Annotated in this window: 13 protein-coding genes; 7 read left to right on the forward strand and 6 right to left on the reverse strand. The window is 43.0% G+C overall.

Annotated elements, in window-relative coordinates:
• Window positions 1-7: 7 nt before the first annotated feature.
• Entirely contained in the window at window positions 8-2,038 is a 2,031-nt protein-coding gene (locus tag E7Z59_RS04120) for a TonB-dependent receptor (protein ID WP_136335012.1), read from the reverse strand.
• A 107-nt stretch (window positions 2,039-2,145) separates the two neighbouring features.
• Between E7Z59_RS04120 and E7Z59_RS04125 the strand changes: the two genes are divergently transcribed.
• The 3 genes from E7Z59_RS04125 to E7Z59_RS04135 all read left to right on the forward strand — a co-directional run bounded on the left by E7Z59_RS04125 (window position 2,146) and on the right by E7Z59_RS04135 (window position 5,022).
• Window positions 2,146-2,913: an exodeoxyribonuclease III gene (locus tag E7Z59_RS04125; RefSeq protein ID WP_136335013.1), complete on the forward strand. Its 768-nt coding sequence runs from the start codon at window positions 2,146-2,148 to the stop codon at window positions 2,911-2,913.
• 41 nt (window positions 2,914-2,954) lie between these two features.
• Window positions 2,955-3,911 (forward strand): OmpA/MotB family protein, encoded by a 957-nt coding sequence (locus tag E7Z59_RS04130; RefSeq protein ID WP_136335014.1) that lies wholly within the window; start codon window positions 2,955-2,957, stop codon window positions 3,909-3,911.
• 73 nt (window positions 3,912-3,984) lie between these two features.
• A complete protein-coding gene (locus E7Z59_RS04135) occupies window positions 3,985-5,022 on the forward strand; it encodes an NADP(H)-dependent aldo-keto reductase (RefSeq protein WP_136335015.1) in 1,038 nt (345 codons plus the stop codon).
• Between the two features lie 17 nt (window positions 5,023-5,039).
• On the opposite strand, the gene radA is transcribed toward E7Z59_RS04135, so the two are convergent.
• The 5 genes from radA to panC form a co-directional block, all read right to left on the reverse strand.
• On the reverse strand, window positions 5,040-6,401 hold the full coding sequence (gene radA / locus E7Z59_RS04140) for a DNA repair protein RadA (RefSeq protein ID WP_136335016.1): 1,362 nt from the start codon (window positions 6,399-6,401) through the stop codon (window positions 5,040-5,042).
• A gap of 72 nt (window positions 6,402-6,473) precedes the next feature.
• Window positions 6,474-7,619 carry an alpha/beta hydrolase gene (locus E7Z59_RS04145; RefSeq protein ID WP_136335017.1) on the reverse strand — a complete coding sequence of 382 codons (1,146 nt, stop codon included), beginning with the start codon at window positions 7,617-7,619 and terminating at the stop codon, window positions 6,474-6,476.
• Between the two features lie 32 nt (window positions 7,620-7,651).
• The gene (locus E7Z59_RS04150) at window positions 7,652-8,617 is read right to left on the reverse strand and encodes a lysylphosphatidylglycerol synthase transmembrane domain-containing protein (protein WP_136335018.1); all 966 of its coding nucleotides are present in this window, start codon (window positions 8,615-8,617) and stop codon (window positions 7,652-7,654) included.
• A 2-nt stretch (window positions 8,618-8,619) separates the two neighbouring features.
• Window positions 8,620-8,970, reverse strand: a complete 351-nt coding sequence (gene panD, locus E7Z59_RS04155) for an aspartate 1-decarboxylase (RefSeq protein WP_136335019.1) — start codon at window positions 8,968-8,970, stop codon at window positions 8,620-8,622.
• 12 nt (window positions 8,971-8,982) lie between these two features.
• The gene (gene panC / locus E7Z59_RS04160; protein WP_136335020.1) at window positions 8,983-9,831 is read right to left on the reverse strand and encodes a pantoate--beta-alanine ligase; all 849 of its coding nucleotides are present in this window, start codon (window positions 9,829-9,831) and stop codon (window positions 8,983-8,985) included.
• A 109-nt stretch (window positions 9,832-9,940) separates the two neighbouring features.
• On the opposite strand from panC, the gene E7Z59_RS04165 reads away from it, so the two are divergent.
• The 4 genes from E7Z59_RS04165 to E7Z59_RS04180 all read left to right on the forward strand — a co-directional run bounded on the left by E7Z59_RS04165 (window position 9,941) and on the right by E7Z59_RS04180 (window position 17,163).
• Window positions 9,941-10,750, forward strand: coding sequence for a glycogen/starch synthase (locus tag E7Z59_RS04165; protein ID WP_136335021.1), 810 nt, complete (start codon window positions 9,941-9,943; stop codon window positions 10,748-10,750).
• Between the two features lie 13 nt (window positions 10,751-10,763).
• Window positions 10,764-12,395, forward strand: a complete 1,632-nt coding sequence (locus E7Z59_RS04170; RefSeq protein WP_136335022.1) for a DUF4270 domain-containing protein — start codon at window positions 10,764-10,766, stop codon at window positions 12,393-12,395.
• 16 nt (window positions 12,396-12,411) lie between these two features.
• Window positions 12,412-14,259: a glutamine--fructose-6-phosphate transaminase (isomerizing) gene (gene glmS / locus E7Z59_RS04175; RefSeq protein WP_136335023.1), complete on the forward strand. Its 1,848-nt coding sequence runs from the start codon at window positions 12,412-12,414 to the stop codon at window positions 14,257-14,259.
• A gap of 108 nt (window positions 14,260-14,367) precedes the next feature.
• On the forward strand, window positions 14,368-17,163 hold the full coding sequence (locus tag E7Z59_RS04180; RefSeq protein WP_136335024.1) for a TonB-dependent receptor: 2,796 nt from the start codon (window positions 14,368-14,370) through the stop codon (window positions 17,161-17,163).
• Window positions 17,164-17,174 lie beyond the last annotated feature (11 nt).

A 17,174-nucleotide genomic window follows, 5' to 3' on the forward strand; every position in this document is an offset into this window, starting at 1 on the left:
GGTTTTTTTATAAAATATAGCGTAGGTTAAGATTGATGTAAAAGTTTCTTGGCAGTCCGGGGTAATAATATCGTGGACTGGCTCCGCCAAATCCTGTAGCATTGATGAGTACCGATGAGGCGTATTTGATGTTAAATACGTTATTGATGCCACCTTGCAGGTTTAAGGACATACTTTTTGAGGGGTAAAAAGAATAACCTGTTCTAAGGTTCATGATCTCAAAAGCTTCGTTGTACAAGTTGTTTGCATCAGTGACCGGTGTTTTTCCCACCATTTGTCCGTTAAGATTAGCGTAGTAGTTATTCATGGATATTTGAATGCCCGGTATCACTACATATTCCGGAACTCCTGTAAGCTCATTCCCTGAAAAATCATTCTCCCCGTCAATAAAATCCTCGAACCGGTGCCAGTTGTGGGTGCCATTGAGTAAAAATTGAAACTCCAGGCTATTACTTACCATCCATATTTTTTGGACCGAATACTCCGCCCCGAAATGGCCGGTACGCCCCGCATTTCTGCCAATAAAGGCATCCTCTGCTGTACGACGTGCCACCAACAGGTCTTTTACCTGCATATAGTAAACAGACGATTCGATACTCCAGCTTTCTTTGCGGAATAAGAATCCGGTTTCATAGTTCCACCCTGATTCCGGTCTGATCTCAGGGTTTAAAGTACCTTCCGGATTAAGGGTTTCCTCCAGGCTCGGATAGGAATGACCATGAGAGCTATTGATGAATAAGTTAAGGTTTTGATTGAAATGGTAGGCCAGAGATAGGTTTGGAGACCAAACTCCCGGGAAATCCCTTTCTATTTCATTTGTTCCGGTCTCCAGGTCGCGATATCGAAAAAGGGTATTGTTGTAGTTTATTCCTGCTTGTACAGATAGTTTGTTAAAAGACAGTCTGACTTCGGTAAAGGCGTTCAGAAACCGCCGGTTTTCGCGGTTATCAGTTAAGAGCGTTCCCTGAAGACTTCCCCTTCCGTTATTTTGTTCATAAAGGTTTTCATAGGTGCTCCAGGTATATCGGTCCTGCAGGTATTCTATCCCTGTGTGTACCTGGATCTGATCATTGTGGAAATACTGGAATAAACTCCTGAAGCCGGCTCCGGTAGTAGCTTCATTCAGGATGTTAAATGGCCTTGGTTCATAGTGGTCGTTGTAGGTGGTAAAAACACTGCTGATATTGATCAATTTGCGATGAATTCGCAATTCAGAAGTAAGGCCTGCAAGAGTAGTGTTGTCGTCTTCATATCCCTGCGATACGGCCCAGTTATTGGCAGCCTTTTCAGGGTTGTTGAGATAGTCTTCGCGGTTAAGGGAGCTTGGAATTTCTGAAAAATAGTCAATGTGGTTGAACAGCAGCTTAAGATTAAAGTTATTGCTGAATGCCTTTTTCATGTTCAGCAGATATCCGTTCCTTCTGTATTTGTTGTTATCGCGATATCCTTCCTGTTCAAGGTGGTCATAATTAAACAGCAGCGTGAGCCCTTCTTCGTCATAGCCGATCCGGCTGCTTTGTTTGAATTGACCAAAGGAGCCCAGGGTTTGGCTGGTGCTGAGGTAGTTCTCTTTTGATGGTAAAATGGGGTTCAATAAAAGAGTGCCTCCCAGGTTGGAGCCGTAAACAGTAGCTTTAGGGCCTTTTACCACCTCTATACTTTCAAGAGCTTCCGGGTCGAAAACCCCAAAGGAGGTTTCACCTACCCCGTTTGTCACAGGGATCTGGTTGATGTATGCTTTAACCTTATTCGTGCCAAAGGGTGTTCTTGATCCAATTCCGCGAATGGTAAGTCTGTTGGTATTCAGGCTGCCGGAAAATACAAATACGCCCGGTGCCTCGTTAAGATTGGAAACTATATCAGCAGGATTATACCGTTTTGAAGTGGCAGGAGAAATTTTGGTGGCGGGGATGAGTTGTTTCGGACGTTCCAGGCGTTTTGATTCCAGGATAACTGCGCTGAGAGTGTCAGGTGTCTGTTGGGTATGTCCTAAGGCCGCGGAAAGTAACAGGAAAAGAAGCAGGGCTGTTTTTTTCATGAGGTAAAAATAAACATAAGCTCTCAAACAAAGGGTTTCTAATGCTTGCTGAAGGGTTTAGGAAGCCAATATTTAATCCTTATTTTTAGGGCGGAAAAAAATTGTACATGAAGATCATATCGTATAATGTGAACGGTATCAGGGCTGCCGTAAGAAAAGGCCTTGTAGAGTGGATGAAGGTTGCCGATCCTGATGTTTTGTGTGTGCAGGAAACCAAAGCCCATAAAGAGCAGGTAGACCTGGATGTTTTTAAGGAAGCCGGTTATGAATACAGTTATTGGTTCAGCGCTCAGAAAAAGGGGTACAGTGGTACTGCCATTTTTTCTAAAACAAAGGCAGATCACGTGGAGTATGGTACAGGAATTGATTATATGGACGCTGAAGGGCGTAATATCAGAGCCGATTTCGGAGATGTTTCGGTAATGAGTATGTACTTGCCCTCAGGGACCAACATGGATCGTCTGGACCTTAAACTGCAATATATGGATGACTTTCAGCGTTATGCTGATGACCTTCGAAAAGAGCGGCCAAACCTTATAGTCTGCGGAGATTATAATATCTGTCACAGAGCTATTGATATTCACGATCCTGTGCGCAATGCTAAGGTGTCCGGATTTTTGCCGGTAGAGCGGGAGTGGATCGATAATTTTATAAACAGTGGTTTTACAGATAGTTTCAGGCATTTACACCCTGAAACTGCCCATGAATATTCCTGGTGGACCTACAGGGCAAATGCCAGGGCCAATAATAAAGGATGGCGTATCGATTATAATATGGTTGCAGAGCCCCTGACCGATCGTATTAACAGGGCTGTCATGCTAAAGGAGGCTAAGCACAGTGATCATTGCCCCGTGCTTTTGGAATTGAATAACTGAACAACTTTAAGAGATCTTAGAACAAATAATTAACCTAGCTTATGAAAACCTATTTATGTATTGTGGGGGCGGGACTCATGCTTAGTTCCTGTGTTTCGTCTAAAGTGTACAAAGACCTGGAGTCAAGGTATGATGAATTGAAGGAGGAAAGAGCCTTATTGGCAGATGAGAATCAGATGCTCGAACGTGAGAATAATACCTTGAAGAATGAAAAGATTGGGTTATCTAAATCGCTCGAAGAAATGCGGGCAGAACGCGATCGTTTAAGGTTAGAGTATGAAGGAGCAAGAAAAAGACTTGCCCAATTAGAGTCCTCTTATGATGCCCTTGAGAAGCAAAGCAGTAGTGCTCTTGCCGAAAATGCACAACGCAACAGAAGTCTTTTGGCCGACCTTGAGGAGCAGGAACGAATTCTCGATCAAAAGAGGAGTGAACTGGAAAAATTAAGGCAAACCATGGAGCGTCAATCCGGTAGGGTTGCCGAGCTGGAAGGTATTTTAGCTGCCAAAGAAGCCGCTATGAAGAATTTGAAAGATGCTATTTCAAAGGCTTTATTAGATTTTGAAGGCAAAGGCCTAACGGTAGAACAGCGCGATGGAAAAGTTTATGTGTCTATGGAGAATAAACTGTTATTCAATAGCGGTAGCTGGCAGATCAATTCGGAAGGGCGCAGGGCTGTAAATCAATTAGGAGGTGTTTTGGCTTCAAATCCTGATATTTCTGTTCTAATAGAAGGGCATACAGATAATGTTCCTTATGCGGGTAACGGTAGCCTTGAAGATAACTGGGACCTTTCTGTAAAGCGAGCTACTACTATCGTAAAGATTCTTTCAGAGAATTCACAAATTGACCCGGCTAACCTTACTGCAGCCGGTAAAAGTAAATATGTTCCGGTAGCTGATAATGGTTCAGCCACAGGGAAGGCAAAAAACAGGAGGATCGAAGTAGTGTTAACGCCGAAACTTGATGAGGTTAGCAAGTTGCTCAGTGAGATCTGATAGGAATAGAATTAGTAATTTTGAAGTCTTCTGTATAGATATGCGGAAGACTTTTTCTTTTAAAAAATGCTATATGAAATACACATTATTACCTCACACCGATATAAAAGTGAGTAAAATATGCCTGGGTACCATGACCTGGGGACAGCAGAATACAGAAGCGGAAGGGCATGAGCAAATGGATTATGCAATTGATAAGGGAGTTAATTTCTTTGATACTGCAGAACTTTATCCGGTGCCTGCCAGGGCAGAGACCCAGGGGGAGACAGAGCGAATTATCGGTACATGGTTTAAAAAAAGAGGGAACAGAGATAAAGTGATCCTGGCCTCAAAGATAGCCGGGCCTGCGGCTATTACCAAACACATAAGAACCAATGGCTTTAAAAAGGAGGCTATTGAGGAGGCCGTGAACGAGAGTCTGAAGCGGCTTCAAACAGATTATATAGACCTCTACCAGCTGCACTGGCCGGAAAGGAATACCAACTTTTTTGGAAGCCGAGGTTATAAGCACGATCCGGATGAGAGGTGGGAAGAGAATTTTAAGGAAATTCTGGAGTGTTTGGATGGCTTCATAAAGGCAGGAAAAATAAGGCATGTAGGACTGTCTAACGAGAATCCTTATGGAACAATGAAGTATCTGGAGGAGAGCAGGAAGAGCAGATTGCCGAGGATGATCACCATTCAAAACCCTTATAACTTACTGAACCGACTTTTTGAGGTTGGAAATGCTGAGGTTTCCATGCGTGAAAATATTGGGCTTCTTGCATATTCTCCTTTGGGATTTGGAACTCTAAGCGGGAAGTATTTAAATGGTAATATGCCGGAAGGATCGCGAATAAAATTATTCCCGAATTACAACAGGTACAGTCAGCCAAACGGGGTTAGGGCTACAGAAAAATATGCAGAGCTGGCGACTAAAAACGGGATGTCGCTAACACATCTGGCCCTTGCCTTTGTAAATCAGCAGCCCTTTCTGACCTCCAATATTATCGGAGCTACCTCCATGAGTCAGTTGCAGGAGAATATCGAAAGTATTAACGTGGAGCTAACCAAAGAAGTTATGGCAGCCATTGAAGCCATTCACAACGAAATTCCTAACCCGGGACCTTAATGCGCAGAACCCATTTGTTAACCGAATAGGAATTGTGCAACATCTTCTATTCGGTTGACCTTTTTTATAAGAATGTTGTGGTTCTTTAAGGTGATCTTATTGTGCCCTGAGATCATAATGGTTGAAAATCCCAGCTTCTCTGCTTCCAGGATACGTTGATCAATACGTTGTACCGGTCTTATTTCTCCTGCCAGGCCAACCTCTGCAGCAAAACAAATATCCTTGCCTATTGAGATGTCTTCATTAGAGGAAAGTACAGCCGCTATTACAGCAAGGTCGATAGAGGGGTCGTCAATATTGATACCTCCGGTAATATTCAGAAATACATCTTTGGCGCCTAGCCTGAATCCGGCTCTTTTTTCCAGGACTGCCAATAGCATATTGAGTCGTTTGGCATTGAAGCCGGTACAGCTGCGTTGGGGTGTTCCGTATACAGCAGTGCTTACCAGAGCCTGAATCTCCACCATAAGAGGGCGCATTCCTTCAAGGGTTGCTGAAATAGCTGTTCCGCTGAGTTCTTCCCCGTTCTTACTGATCAGGATTTCAGAAGGATTGCTTACCTCTCGTAGTCCGTCTCCCAGCATTTCGTAAATACCGAGTTCGGCAGTAGAACCGAAACGGTTCTTTAAGGCCCGGAGTATTCTGTATACGTGATTTCGATCGCCTTCGAATTGCAGTACCGTGTCTACCATATGTTCCAGGATCTTAGGCCCGGCAATGTGACCGTCTTTGGTAATGTGCCCGATGAGAAGCACCGGAGTGTTGGATTCCTTTGCGAACTTGATCAATTCTGAGGTGCATTCTCTGATTTGGGAGATGCTTCCGGCAGATGACTCTATATGGTCGGTTTGAAGGGTTTGAATAGAATCTATGATCACGATCTCAGGTTCGATAAGGGCGATCTGCTTAAAGATGTTCTGAGTTTTGGTTTCGGTGAGTACATAGCAGTTGGTGTTTTTGGGATCGATGCGTTCTGCCCGCATCTTGATCTGCTTTTGACTTTCTTCTCCGGATACGTAAAGTGATTTAACGGGGAGTTTCAAAGTGATCTGCAACAACAAGGTACTTTTGCCAATTCCCGGTTCTCCTCCCAGCAGGGTGACCGATCCGGGAACAATACCCCCGCCAAGTACCCGATCAAGTTCGGCATTACAGGATGGGATGCGCATTTCGGTACTTCCGTCAATTTCCTGAATACGCAAAGGTTTGTTGACTTTAGATTGGCCGCTGCTTTCCTGTTTCCAGGTTCGCTTTTCTTCTTTTTGAACCATTTCTTCAGCAATGGTGTTCCATTGCTTACAGGAATTGCATTGGCCCTGCCATTTCGAGTATTGTGTTCCGCAGTTCTGACAAAAAAAAGTGGTTTTAACCTTCGCCATAAATGTGATTATTGTCGCATAAAAATACCCCGAATCAACGGGGTATTAAAAGAATGTTTTATCATTTGTTGTTTACCATCCAAAATCTTCCTTGATCTTGTCAATTCTTTCCAGGGCAAGATCTTTGGTTAAAAAGTCTATTTCAGGCATGCTGAAAGCCTTTTCATAAGTTCGCATGGCCTTCTTAGGTTCTCCTGAAAGCTCCAGGTATTCGGCCTCTACGAAAAAACCGAGCATGGAGTCAGGAAACTCTTTTTTAGCCAGTCTGCTCAATTGTTCTAAAGATTCGAGATGGTCGTTTTTCTTGCTCACCGAATAGACGGCCATGAAATCATTTAGAATGATTGGTTTTCTAAAACCGTAAAGCTCTTCAATGGTGTTGTATTTCTTTTCGAGATATTCATAAGGTTCACCAACATAGGTCATCAGTTTGGTGCGGAATTCTTCTACACTAATAGGGTTGTAAATTTCAAAGATCCTGTCGAGTGCTTCCGGCAGGGCGTAGGCGGCAACGGCATGGTGATCAGCATTTTCATACTCTTTAAAGTAATAGTGAAGCTGCTCACTTTTCAGATCTTTCAATCCTGCATGAAGCCTGTGAATGGCCTCCCGGTTTTCCTTCTCATCCTTCTTGGAAGTTGCCAGGAAATAGAACAAGTTATCCGAATTTGCTGTAAGCCGCTCGGTAATATATTGTTCCATTTGAACAGGAAGGGTAGGCGACAGGTTGATATAAGCCTGGAAAAGCGGGTCTTCTTTAAAAAGATAGTAATTGACGAAATTGGCTGTAAGGCCATGGCCAATAACAGTTCTAAAAGGGGCCAGTTCATATTCCTTTTCTATCTTTGGAATCAGCTCCATTCCCAAAAATTCAAAGAATGCAGCTCCTGAACCTTCAGGGAAACCGGAAGCCGGATTGATCTCAAGATCCCTGCTTCTGGAAGTCTTTTGGTTGACACCAACAACGATACATTCCGGTATTTCCTCCTTGTTTCTGAAGAATTTTACAGAGGCAACGGTGAGGTCAAACAGGTAATCAGCATCAAGAACAACCAGCAGGGGGTAGGTCTTATCAGCATCGTAATCATTGGGAACATAAAGACGGTAACCTCTTTTTTCTCCCAGTTTATAAGAATCGATAGTCCCGAGACTTGTTTGTGCTAATGAGAACTTTGTGCTCAATAAGCATATGACTAACAGGTAGATAATGTTTTTCATGTCTGGTTGATTTGGGACAGGAAGATAAGAAATTATTTGCTTTTGTTGTAAAAAGGCAAATACAAGAATGATAAGGCACCAAAAAGAACCACCATCAGGGTTTGAGAGGTCCACATGATCCAGCCAAAGGCATCACCTGAAGCTTTTGAAATGCCATAAAATACCAGGATCTTGCTGACGGCAAGAGGGTAAACGCCTATGCCACCATTGGTAGTGCTCATAGCAAAAGCACCGGCAACAAAGGCTGCCAGTATCTCGTTGATCCCCAGGCCTGAGGTTTCTGGGATGCTGTATTTGATCAACCAGAACATTCCAACATAAAGGGCCCAGATGCCTATCGTGTAACCGATAAAGGCTGTTTTGCGCTTCATCTTAAAAATACTGGTCAGGCCTTCCAACAGGCCTCTCAGAAATTGTCGTATTTTTTGCAGGAACGGGATACGGGTCCTGTTGAGAAAGTATATGCCGATCAAGCCGGCGATACCTAGAGCGAGGAGTGAGAGCAGGGTGTAAATAGGATTGATCCCCTTTTCGGCAAAGAAGTCAAGTATCACATCGGTTTGCAGTAATGCGGCTATCACGACCACCATTAATAGCATCCCCAGATCAATCACCCTTTCAGCTACAATGGTACCAAAGCCTTTGTCGAAAGGTACTTTTTCATAGCTGCTCAGGGTAGTGGCGCGGAAAACTTCACCGGAGCGCGGAATACCCAGGTTGGCAAGGTAGGCAATGAGAATAGCCATTAAATTATTACCCATTCTAGGCCGATACCCCATGGGCTCAAGCATAAGATTCCATCGCCAGGCCCGCATAAAATGGCTTAACAAGCCTGCAAAAAGCGATAAGACTACCCAGAAATAGTTGGCCTCACGAATGTTTTGAAGAATGAGTTTTCGGTCTTGTGGGGTGGTTTGTTGGTAAGAATACCAAACAAGAAAAACTCCCAGGGTTAGTGGGAGTATGATCTTTAATTTATGTTTTAAACCTTTACTCAAATTCAGGTTAAGGTATTGTTTTTCTCGTTAGGGAATACCAACGAAGGCTTAAAACTTTTGGCTTCTTCAAAATCCATTTGAGCGTAAGAGATAATGATAATAACATCTCCTCTCTGAACCTTTCTGGCGGCCGGACCGTTCAGTGTGATCTCTCCACTGTTTTTGTTGCCTTTTATAGCGTAGGTTTCAAGGCGTTCGCCGTTGTTGATGTTAACGATCTGCACCTTTTCTCCTTCAATGATATTAGAAGCTTCCATCAGGGCTTCGTCAATCGTAATACTTCCAATGTAATTCAGATCGGCACCCGTTACTGTAACGCGGTGGATCTTGGATTTTACTACTTCAATCTGCATGGCGCAAAGGTATTAATTTAGAGCAATATTGTCGATAAGTCGTATTTCATTTGCGAATACCGCAATAAACAAACGATATCGATCATTTTTATTAAATGATTTAACAGGTTTTAATGTGGCTTCATCAGCAATTTCAACATATTCCAGCTTAAGATAGTCTATTGTATTGAACTGATTTTCAACCCATTCACATAGGTCTTCGGCATTTTTCATGCCAAATTGTTCCCGGGCAGCGACAATAGTTTTGTAGATAAACGAAGCTTGATTTCTCAGCTCAGGGGTGAGTCGCTCATTTCTCGAGCTCATGGCAAGGCCATTGGCTTCCCTTAAAATGGGGCATCCGACAATTTCTGTTGAAATGTTTTCTTTTTCAGCCAGTTTCTTGATGATCTGTAGTTGTTGAAAATCTTTTTCGCCAAAGTAAGCCCGGTCGGCCCCTGCCAGTTCGAGAAGTGCTTTTACAATGGTACCGACTCCGTCAAAATGTCCGGGACGAAACCTGCCTTCCATCTGATGTTCCAGTCCGTCAAAATCAAATGAACCGGAAATCACTTTGTTGGCGTACATTTCTTCAGTATTAGGAGTAAATACCACGATCTCCTTACCTGTGCTTTCCAATAAGTCGAGGTCTTTCTCCAGTGAGGACGGGTAGTTCTTCAGGTCTTCCGGGTTATCAAATTGTGTCGGGTTCACAAAAATACTTACCAGGGTAAGGTCATTTTCACGAGCCGAATTCAACACCAAAGAAAGGTGACCTTGGTGAAGAGCTCCCATGGTGGGGACAAATCCAATTTTTTTTCCTTGAGCCCTTGATTGATCCAGGTGCTCTTTCAGGTCTGCTTTATGTTTGAAAACAAGCATTTGAGAAAAAATTAACAGCGTGCAAAACTATGCATTTTAAATAAATTAGGCATATTTTTTGTAATTTTGCACTCCTAAGACCTAATGTGTAAAGAAACAATTTGACTATATGACAGACAAAAGAGTATTATTTGTCGCTTCTGAAATGATACCATATCTTCCGGAAAACGAAGTTTCATCCTTGGCTTACGAAAGTCCCAGAATGGTGAATGACAGAGGTGGGCAAATACGAATCTTTATGCCCCGATTCGGAAACATCAATGAGCGAAGACATCAATTACACGAAGTGATCAGACTTTCAGGGATGAACCTTGTAGTGAATGACATGGATATGCCGCTAATCATTAAGGTGGCTTCCATCCCAAAAGAAAGAATCCAGGTATATTTTATCGATAATGAAGAATACTTCAAACGTAAAGCAACCTTTACCGATGAAGACGGGAACTTATTTCCTGATAATGACGAAAGAGCTATCTTCTTTGCTAAAGGAGTAGTAGAGACAGTGAAAAAACTGAATTGGAATCCTGATATTATCCACGTTCACGGATGGATGGCGTCTCTTTTGCCTCTTTACCTTAGAAAGTATTACGCTGATGAGCCATTGTTTGCAGAAAGTAAAATTGTTACTTCGGTTTACAGCAAAGAATTTGAAGGGAGCCTTGATGCCGAGATGATCAATAAGGTCAAATTTGATGGAATTGAAGAAGATCAGGTAAAAGCCCTTGAAGATCCGACCTATAATAACATCTTAAAAGTGGCTGTTGATAATTCTGACGCTGTTATTATCGCCTCAGAAGAGATTGATGAAGAGCTTCAACAATATCTGTCGTCCCTTTCAAAGCCGGTTTTACCCCATAAATCTATATATGAGTTCGAGGAAGCATATAATGAGTTTTATGAGAATGAAGTTTTAAGTTAACCTACCACCGAATATGTTTTTAAAGAAAAGTTATGCTTTACAGGCACTGCTCATTTTGAGTGGTGTTGTTTTTTTTAGTAGTTGTGAAAAGGAATTTAATGAGTTGGGAGTTGACCTGATCGAAGACAATAACTTTGATATTCGAACCCAATCCTTTAATGTTACTGCGGCCAGCATCGATTTGTCTGCCGTAAGAACCGATGCGATGCCGCTTTATCAGCTATCAGATTATACTGATGCGCTTTTTGGAAAGTCGCAGGCTTCATATGTGACACAGTTAACTCTTTCGCAAACCTCTCCCGTTTTTGGAGACCTGTCAAAGCAGGCCGAGATAGACTCTTCCTTTAATGAGAATGAGCGTGTTACTGAGGTGATCCTTGATCTGCCCTTCTTTAGTAGAGCAAATGATACCTTGAGTGATAACAATGCTCCCATTCCTTACGATATTGATTCTGTTTTCGGAGATACAGATGCTCCCTTGCAGGTAACTGTACGGGAATATACCAAGTATCTGAGAAACCTGGATCCGGCCACTAATTTTCAGTCGCTGCAGGAGTATTACTCTAATGAAGATCCTGTACCGTTTTTGTCCACAGTGTTGTTTGATGGGAGTTATACTCTGAATTTTGAGGAGTTGCTTTTCTTTGAGAATGAAGACGATCCGGATACTCCTGATGTAGATGAGTCTCAGGATGTTTCTTCAAGGTTTTCACCTCGTATCCGTTTGTCATTAGATCCGCAGTTTTTTCAGAATAAGATTCTTGATAATGAGGGAGAAGAAGTGCTGACCAACCAGGAGTTATTTCAGGACTTTTTAAGAGGGATCTATGTGGCTCTGGATCATCCTACCGATGACTTAAAGCTGCTGCTTAATGCCAACGAAGGGAATGTGGTGGTAAAATACGATTATGACTTCCGCAATTCAGAGAATAACGAGATTGAAGTTGCCAAAGACAGTTTTCTTCTGAATATCGGGCAGGGCAAGTCTTTTAATATCTACAATGAAGCGCCTTATCCGACTTCTATACAGGAAGAGATTACTGCAGGAGAAGCGGCTCAGCGATTATATCTTAAAGGAGAGTCGGGTGTTGCTGCAACCATTGACCTGAGCGCCGGGCAGGGACTGGAAGGATTCATTCAAGAGGCCAAAGAGAATAACTGGCTTATTAATGAAGCCAATTTGTATATCTATCCGGACGCCCAACTCGCAGGGAATCAGGGGCTTCCTGGAAGGATGTTTTTGTATGACTTCGAGAATAATACTACATTGTTCGATTATATTTTTGATCCTGTTGGATTAGTTCAAGATTTGCCTTTGTCCAGCTATCCGTTTTATGATGGTATTCTACAAGACGAAGATGGAGAAGATCCGTTTTACAGGTTCAGAATTACCGAGCATGTAAAAAATATTGTCAACAACGACTCTACTAACGTGAAACTTGGGTTGAGTCTTACGGCAAATGTGAATAGTGCTACATTCGTTACTGCTTTCGATCAGATGTCGGAAGAAATTCAAGTGCCTCAGGCAGCAAACTATTACCCTTTTAGCGTGGTTTTATATGGTGCAAACCTTCCGGCTGAAGAACAGGGTAAAAGAATTCGTTTAGAGCTTATATATACGGAGCCTAAAAGCATATCAAACTAAATAAATAAGGAATACTATGTGTGGAATTGTTGGATATATTGGAGAAAGAGATGCATTCCCGATCATAATGAAAGGGCTTCAGCGCCTGGAGTACAGGGGCTATGACAGTGCCGGAGTTGCCTTATATAATAAGGGTCTTATCGAATTGTGTAAGACCAAAGGAAAGGTGGATGACCTTAGAGTAAAGGCAGAAAGTGAGGGTGTAGTGCAGGGTAATATCGGAATCGGTCATACCCGTTGGGCCACCCACGGAGAACCTAATGATACCAATGCTCACCCGCATTATTCAAATAGTGGAGAGCTTGCTATAATCCATAACGGTATTATTGAGAATTACGCGACTATAAAGGAAGCTTTGATCAACAGAGGGTATACTTTTTCTTCAGATACAGATACTGAGGTTTTAGTTAACCTGATCGAGGATATTAAGATCAATAAGCAGGTCAAGCTCGGAAAGGCTGTGCAAATGGCACTTAACGAGGTGGTAGGAGCCTATGCCATAGCTGTTTTCGATAGAAAGAAACCGGATGAGATCATCGTGGCCAAATTAGGGAGTCCATTGGCCATTGGTGTAGGTGAAGATGAATTCTTCATTGCCAGTGATGCCTCTCCCTTTATAGAGTATACCAACAATGCCATCTATCTTGAAGATGAGCAAATGGCTATCGTTAGGAAAGGAAGGGATGTTCGTGTGCGTCAGATCAAAAGTGATGCTCCGGTTGATCCTTATGTTCAGGAGTTGAAGCTGAATCTGGAGCAGATCGAAAAGAATGGCTACGACCATTTTATGCTTAAGGAGATCTATGAGCAGCCGGAAGCTATTAAAGACACCTACAGAGGTCGTTTAAGGATCAATGACGGGATCATCAAAATGGCGGGTGTTGAAGATAACCTCGAAAAGTTCCTCAATGCCAAGCGCATTATCATTGTAGCCTGCGGTACTTCGTGGCATGCAGGTTTGGTGGCAGAATATATTTTTGAAGAATTGGTGCGGGTACCGGTGGAAGTTGAGTATGCTTCAGAATTCCGTTACAGAAATCCTATTGTCGGCCCCGGGGATGTCGTGATCGCTATTTCACAATCAGGAGAAACAGCCGATACCCTTGCTGCCATTAAGCTTTCAAAAGAAAAAGGCGCTTTTGTATTTGGAGTTTGTAACGTGGTAGGTTCTACCATTTCAAGAGAAACACATGCCGGAGCCTATACGCATGCCGGTCCGGAGATCGGGGTGGCTTCTACAAAAGCCTTTACCACTCAGATCACAGTACTTACTTTGATCGCTCTGAAACTCGCGAAGAGTACCGGAAAGATCACCAACTCAGAATTCCACAATTACCTGGCTGAGATGGAGGTGATTCCTAATAAGGTTGAAGAAACCCTAAAATCAGATGAGCACGTTGCTGCCATTGCAGATATATATAAGGATGCGGGTAATTGCTTGTATCTTGGTAGAGGGTATAATTTCCCGGTTGCATTGGAAGGAGCTCTTAAGCTAAAAGAGATTTCCTATATTCACGCAGAGGGATATCCGGCTGCAGAGATGAAACATGGGCCGATCGCTCTTATCGATGAGCAAATGCCTGTGATCGTTATCGCAACCAAAAAGGGTCACTATGAAAAAGTAGTGAGTAATGTTCAGGAGATCAAATCCCGAAAAGGAAAGATCATCGCTGTGGTAACCAAAGGCGACAAGGATGTTAGTGCTTTAGCAGATCACGTGATCGAAGTTCCTGAAACTGATGAGCTTTTAACGCCATTGTTGACAACCATCCCTCTTCAGTTGTTGTCATACCATATAGCCGTGATGAGAGGATGTAATGTAGATCAACCAAGAAATCTTGCGAAATCGGTTACAGTAGAATAATTATAATTTTTATAGTTAGTTAAAGATTTTGGAATCCCCGGGCGTCAGAAAAATGCTCGGGGATTTATTTTTTTCTGTATCTTTCCCGCCTAACTATAAATTTTTATGATGAGAACTTTACTAATAGCATGTGTTTTTCTGATCGGGGCTACCTTATCTGCTCAGACAACACTTTCCGGAACAGTGATCGACCCAGAGGGGATGCCTGTACCGGGAGCCAATGTCAAAGTAGTCGGGGCAGATGTAGGTGCGGTGACCGACTTTAATGGAGAATTCACTCTTGAAACCCGGGAATCACTTCCTTTCTCAATTTCTGTGAGTAGTATTGGGTTTAAAACGCAATCGATTGCGGTAACAACAGCTGCCTCTCCTTTGCAGATCCAATTAGAGGAAGAGACCACCCAGTTAGGGGAGATCGTACTTTCTGCGTCAAGAACACCGGAACGTATTTTTGAATCACCGGTAACCGTAGAGCGATTTGGTATAAAAGAGATTAAAAATACACCCTCTGTAGACTTCTATGATGGTCTTGAAAATCTAAAAGGGGTTGATATTAATACCAACTCTTTAACATTTAAGTCGATTAACACCCGTGGTTTTGCCACCTTCGCCAATACACGTTTTGTGCAATTAGTAGATGGAATGGATAACTCTTCCCCTGCCTTGAACTTCCCTCTTGGTAACCTTTTAGGTATTACCGAGGTAGATGTTCATAGTGTTGAACTTCTTCCAGGGGCGTCTTCTGCACTTTATGGTGCTAACGCTTTTAACGGTATCCTTTTTATGAGAAGTAAAAGTCCTTTTGACTATGAAGGGGTGAGTGGTTATGTAAAAACAGGACTAACCTCTCAGGAGGCTGCAGGAGATAATGAATTTTGGGATCTTGGAATTCGTTTCGCCAAAGCCTTTTCTGACAAGTTTGCGGCCAAGGCTAATTTTTCTTATCTGAAAGGTACAGACTGGTGGGCGGTAGATGAGCAGGATCTTAGTAATCCGCTTGGAACAAGAGCCAATGATGTTAATTATAATGGTCTCAATGTTTACGGTGATGAGGTGAGTACTAACCTTAGAGAGAATGTTGGACCCGGTCTTGTTGCGGCAGGGGTATTACCGAATCCTGCGCTTGTAAACCTGTTGCCGGACGAAAATGTGAGTCGTACCGGATATGCTGAAAAGGACCTGACCAATTATAATGCAGAGAGTGTTAAGTTTGATGCAGCCCTTCATTACAGACCTTTCGCTGATGATTTTGAAATGATCTATCAGGCAAAGATGGGTAAGGGAACCACAATTTACCAGGGTACCAACCGATATACGATCAAGGATTTCTTCCTGCAACAGCATAAGCTGGAAATCCGAAATGATAATTTCTTTGTTCGCGGATACATGACTGATGAGGATGCCGGAAATTCTTATGACATGGTGTTTACAGGGATCAACATTAACCGCGACTGGAAAAGTGATAGCCAGTGGTTTGGAGAATACGCCGGTGCCTACATCCAGGCAACTCTGGGCGGAGCAAACAGCGACCAGGCTCATAACATAGCAAGAGGGGTTGCAGATACCGGGAGACTTATTCCGGGTACTCCTGAATTCCAGGAGTCTTTTGACCGAATTACAGCAGATCCTGATTTTTCTAAAGGATCTAAATTCCAGGATGCCTCTCAGTTAAAGCATGTTGATTTCAATTATAACTTTTCTCACCTGACTCATGGGTTTGCAGATATCCAGGTAGGGGGATCTTTCAGAGAGTATAAATTGAACTCTTTCGGAACGATCTATACTGATGGAGACGGACCAATCAGATACAGTGAACAAGGGTATTATACTCAGATCCAAAAACAGCTTTTTGACGAGCGTTTAAAGCTTACAGGATCGGTTCGATATGATAAGTCTGAATTGTTTGACGGACAGTTCACTCCAAGATTCTCTTTAGGGTATACTGCCGGTGAAGGGAGAAATCACAACATCAGGGCTTCCTTCCAGACAGCCTTCCGTAACCCAACTACCCAGGACCTTTTTATTGGACTTGATGCTGGGCGTGCTGTATTGGTCGGATCTGCAATTTCGAATTTAGACAGGGATGTAAGAACCTTTGATGTTTCAGGAAATGGGCAGGCTATTGTTGGATCTCCAACGGTTGATGTAGTAGGACGTCAGGCTTATGAGAATGCATTTTCTTTAAGTTCTGTGCAGGCGGGTGCTCCTACAGCGGCTAATGTTGGTTTGGTAGGACCGGAAAAGGCCAAGGTTACCGAGCTGGGTTATCGTGGTGTTCTTGGACCGGTTACTATTGATATGAACGGTTACTATACCTGGTATGATGATTTCATAGCTAATGAGAACGTGCTTGTTCCTTATTATGGAGATGTAAATGCTGCTCCGGGTTCAGCACTTCCACCTCAGGAGTCATTTGAAGGTGCATTATTCGCGCTCCAAAATGAAGATTTTAGTGTTTACCAGACATACACAAACGCAACGAGCCAGGTACGATCTTATGGTGCGGCCATTGCTACTACGACCAAGCTTTTCGGTGATTTCGATCTAGGTCTTAACTACACCTTTGCCGATTTTGAATTGGATGATCCTGATTTTCGTCCGAACTTCAACACTCCAAAGCACAAGTTTAAGGCAAGCTTCGGGAACGCCAATGTTTTCGATAACTTCGGATTTAACGTGAGCTACAGATGGAGCGACAGCTACTTCTGGCAGGCCACCTTTGGTGACGGAATGATCCCTTCTTACTCGGTGATCGATGCCCAGATCAACCTGAGAGTTCCAAGCCTGAAGTCGACCTTCAAGGCGGGAGCTGCCAACCTTGGTGGTGATGAGTACTTCACTGCTATTGGTACCGGTAGAATTGGGTCTCAATACTACATTTCCTGGACAATCAACAACTTATAATATTAAAACAC

It is taken from the genome of Robertkochia marina (genome assembly GCF_004799345.1).
In the GTDB taxonomy this organism is placed as follows: Bacteria; Bacteroidota; Bacteroidia; order Flavobacteriales; family Flavobacteriaceae; genus Robertkochia; species Robertkochia marina.

Bases quoted from the DNA above. Each gene is read 5' to 3' on its own strand.
- E7Z59_RS04120 (WP_136335012.1), bottom strand. From the start codon at position 2,038: ATGAAAAAAACAGCCCTGCTTCTTTTCCTGTTACTTTCCGCGGCCTTA.
- E7Z59_RS04125 (WP_136335013.1), top strand. From the start codon at position 2,146: ATGAAGATCATATCGTATAATGTGAACGGTATCAGGGCTGCCGTAAGA.
- E7Z59_RS04130 (WP_136335014.1), top strand. From the start codon at position 2,955: ATGAAAACCTATTTATGTATTGTGGGGGCGGGACTCATGCTTAGTTCC.
- E7Z59_RS04135 (WP_136335015.1), top strand. From the start codon at position 3,985: ATGAAATACACATTATTACCTCACACCGATATAAAAGTGAGTAAAATA.
- radA (WP_136335016.1), bottom strand. From the start codon at position 6,401: ATGGCGAAGGTTAAAACCACTTTTTTTTGTCAGAACTGCGGAACACAA.
- E7Z59_RS04145 (WP_136335017.1), bottom strand. From the start codon at position 7,619: ATGAAAAACATTATCTACCTGTTAGTCATATGCTTATTGAGCACAAAG.
- panD (WP_136335019.1), bottom strand. From the start codon at position 8,970: ATGCAGATTGAAGTAGTAAAATCCAAGATCCACCGCGTTACAGTAACG.
- panC (WP_136335020.1), bottom strand. From the start codon at position 9,831: ATGCTTGTTTTCAAACATAAAGCAGACCTGAAAGAGCACCTGGATCAA.
- E7Z59_RS04165 (WP_136335021.1), top strand. From the start codon at position 9,941: ATGACAGACAAAAGAGTATTATTTGTCGCTTCTGAAATGATACCATAT.
- E7Z59_RS04170 (WP_136335022.1), top strand. From the start codon at position 10,764: ATGTTTTTAAAGAAAAGTTATGCTTTACAGGCACTGCTCATTTTGAGT.
- glmS (WP_136335023.1), top strand. From the start codon at position 12,412: ATGTGTGGAATTGTTGGATATATTGGAGAAAGAGATGCATTCCCGATC.
- E7Z59_RS04180 (WP_136335024.1), top strand. From the start codon at position 14,368: ATGAGAACTTTACTAATAGCATGTGTTTTTCTGATCGGGGCTACCTTA.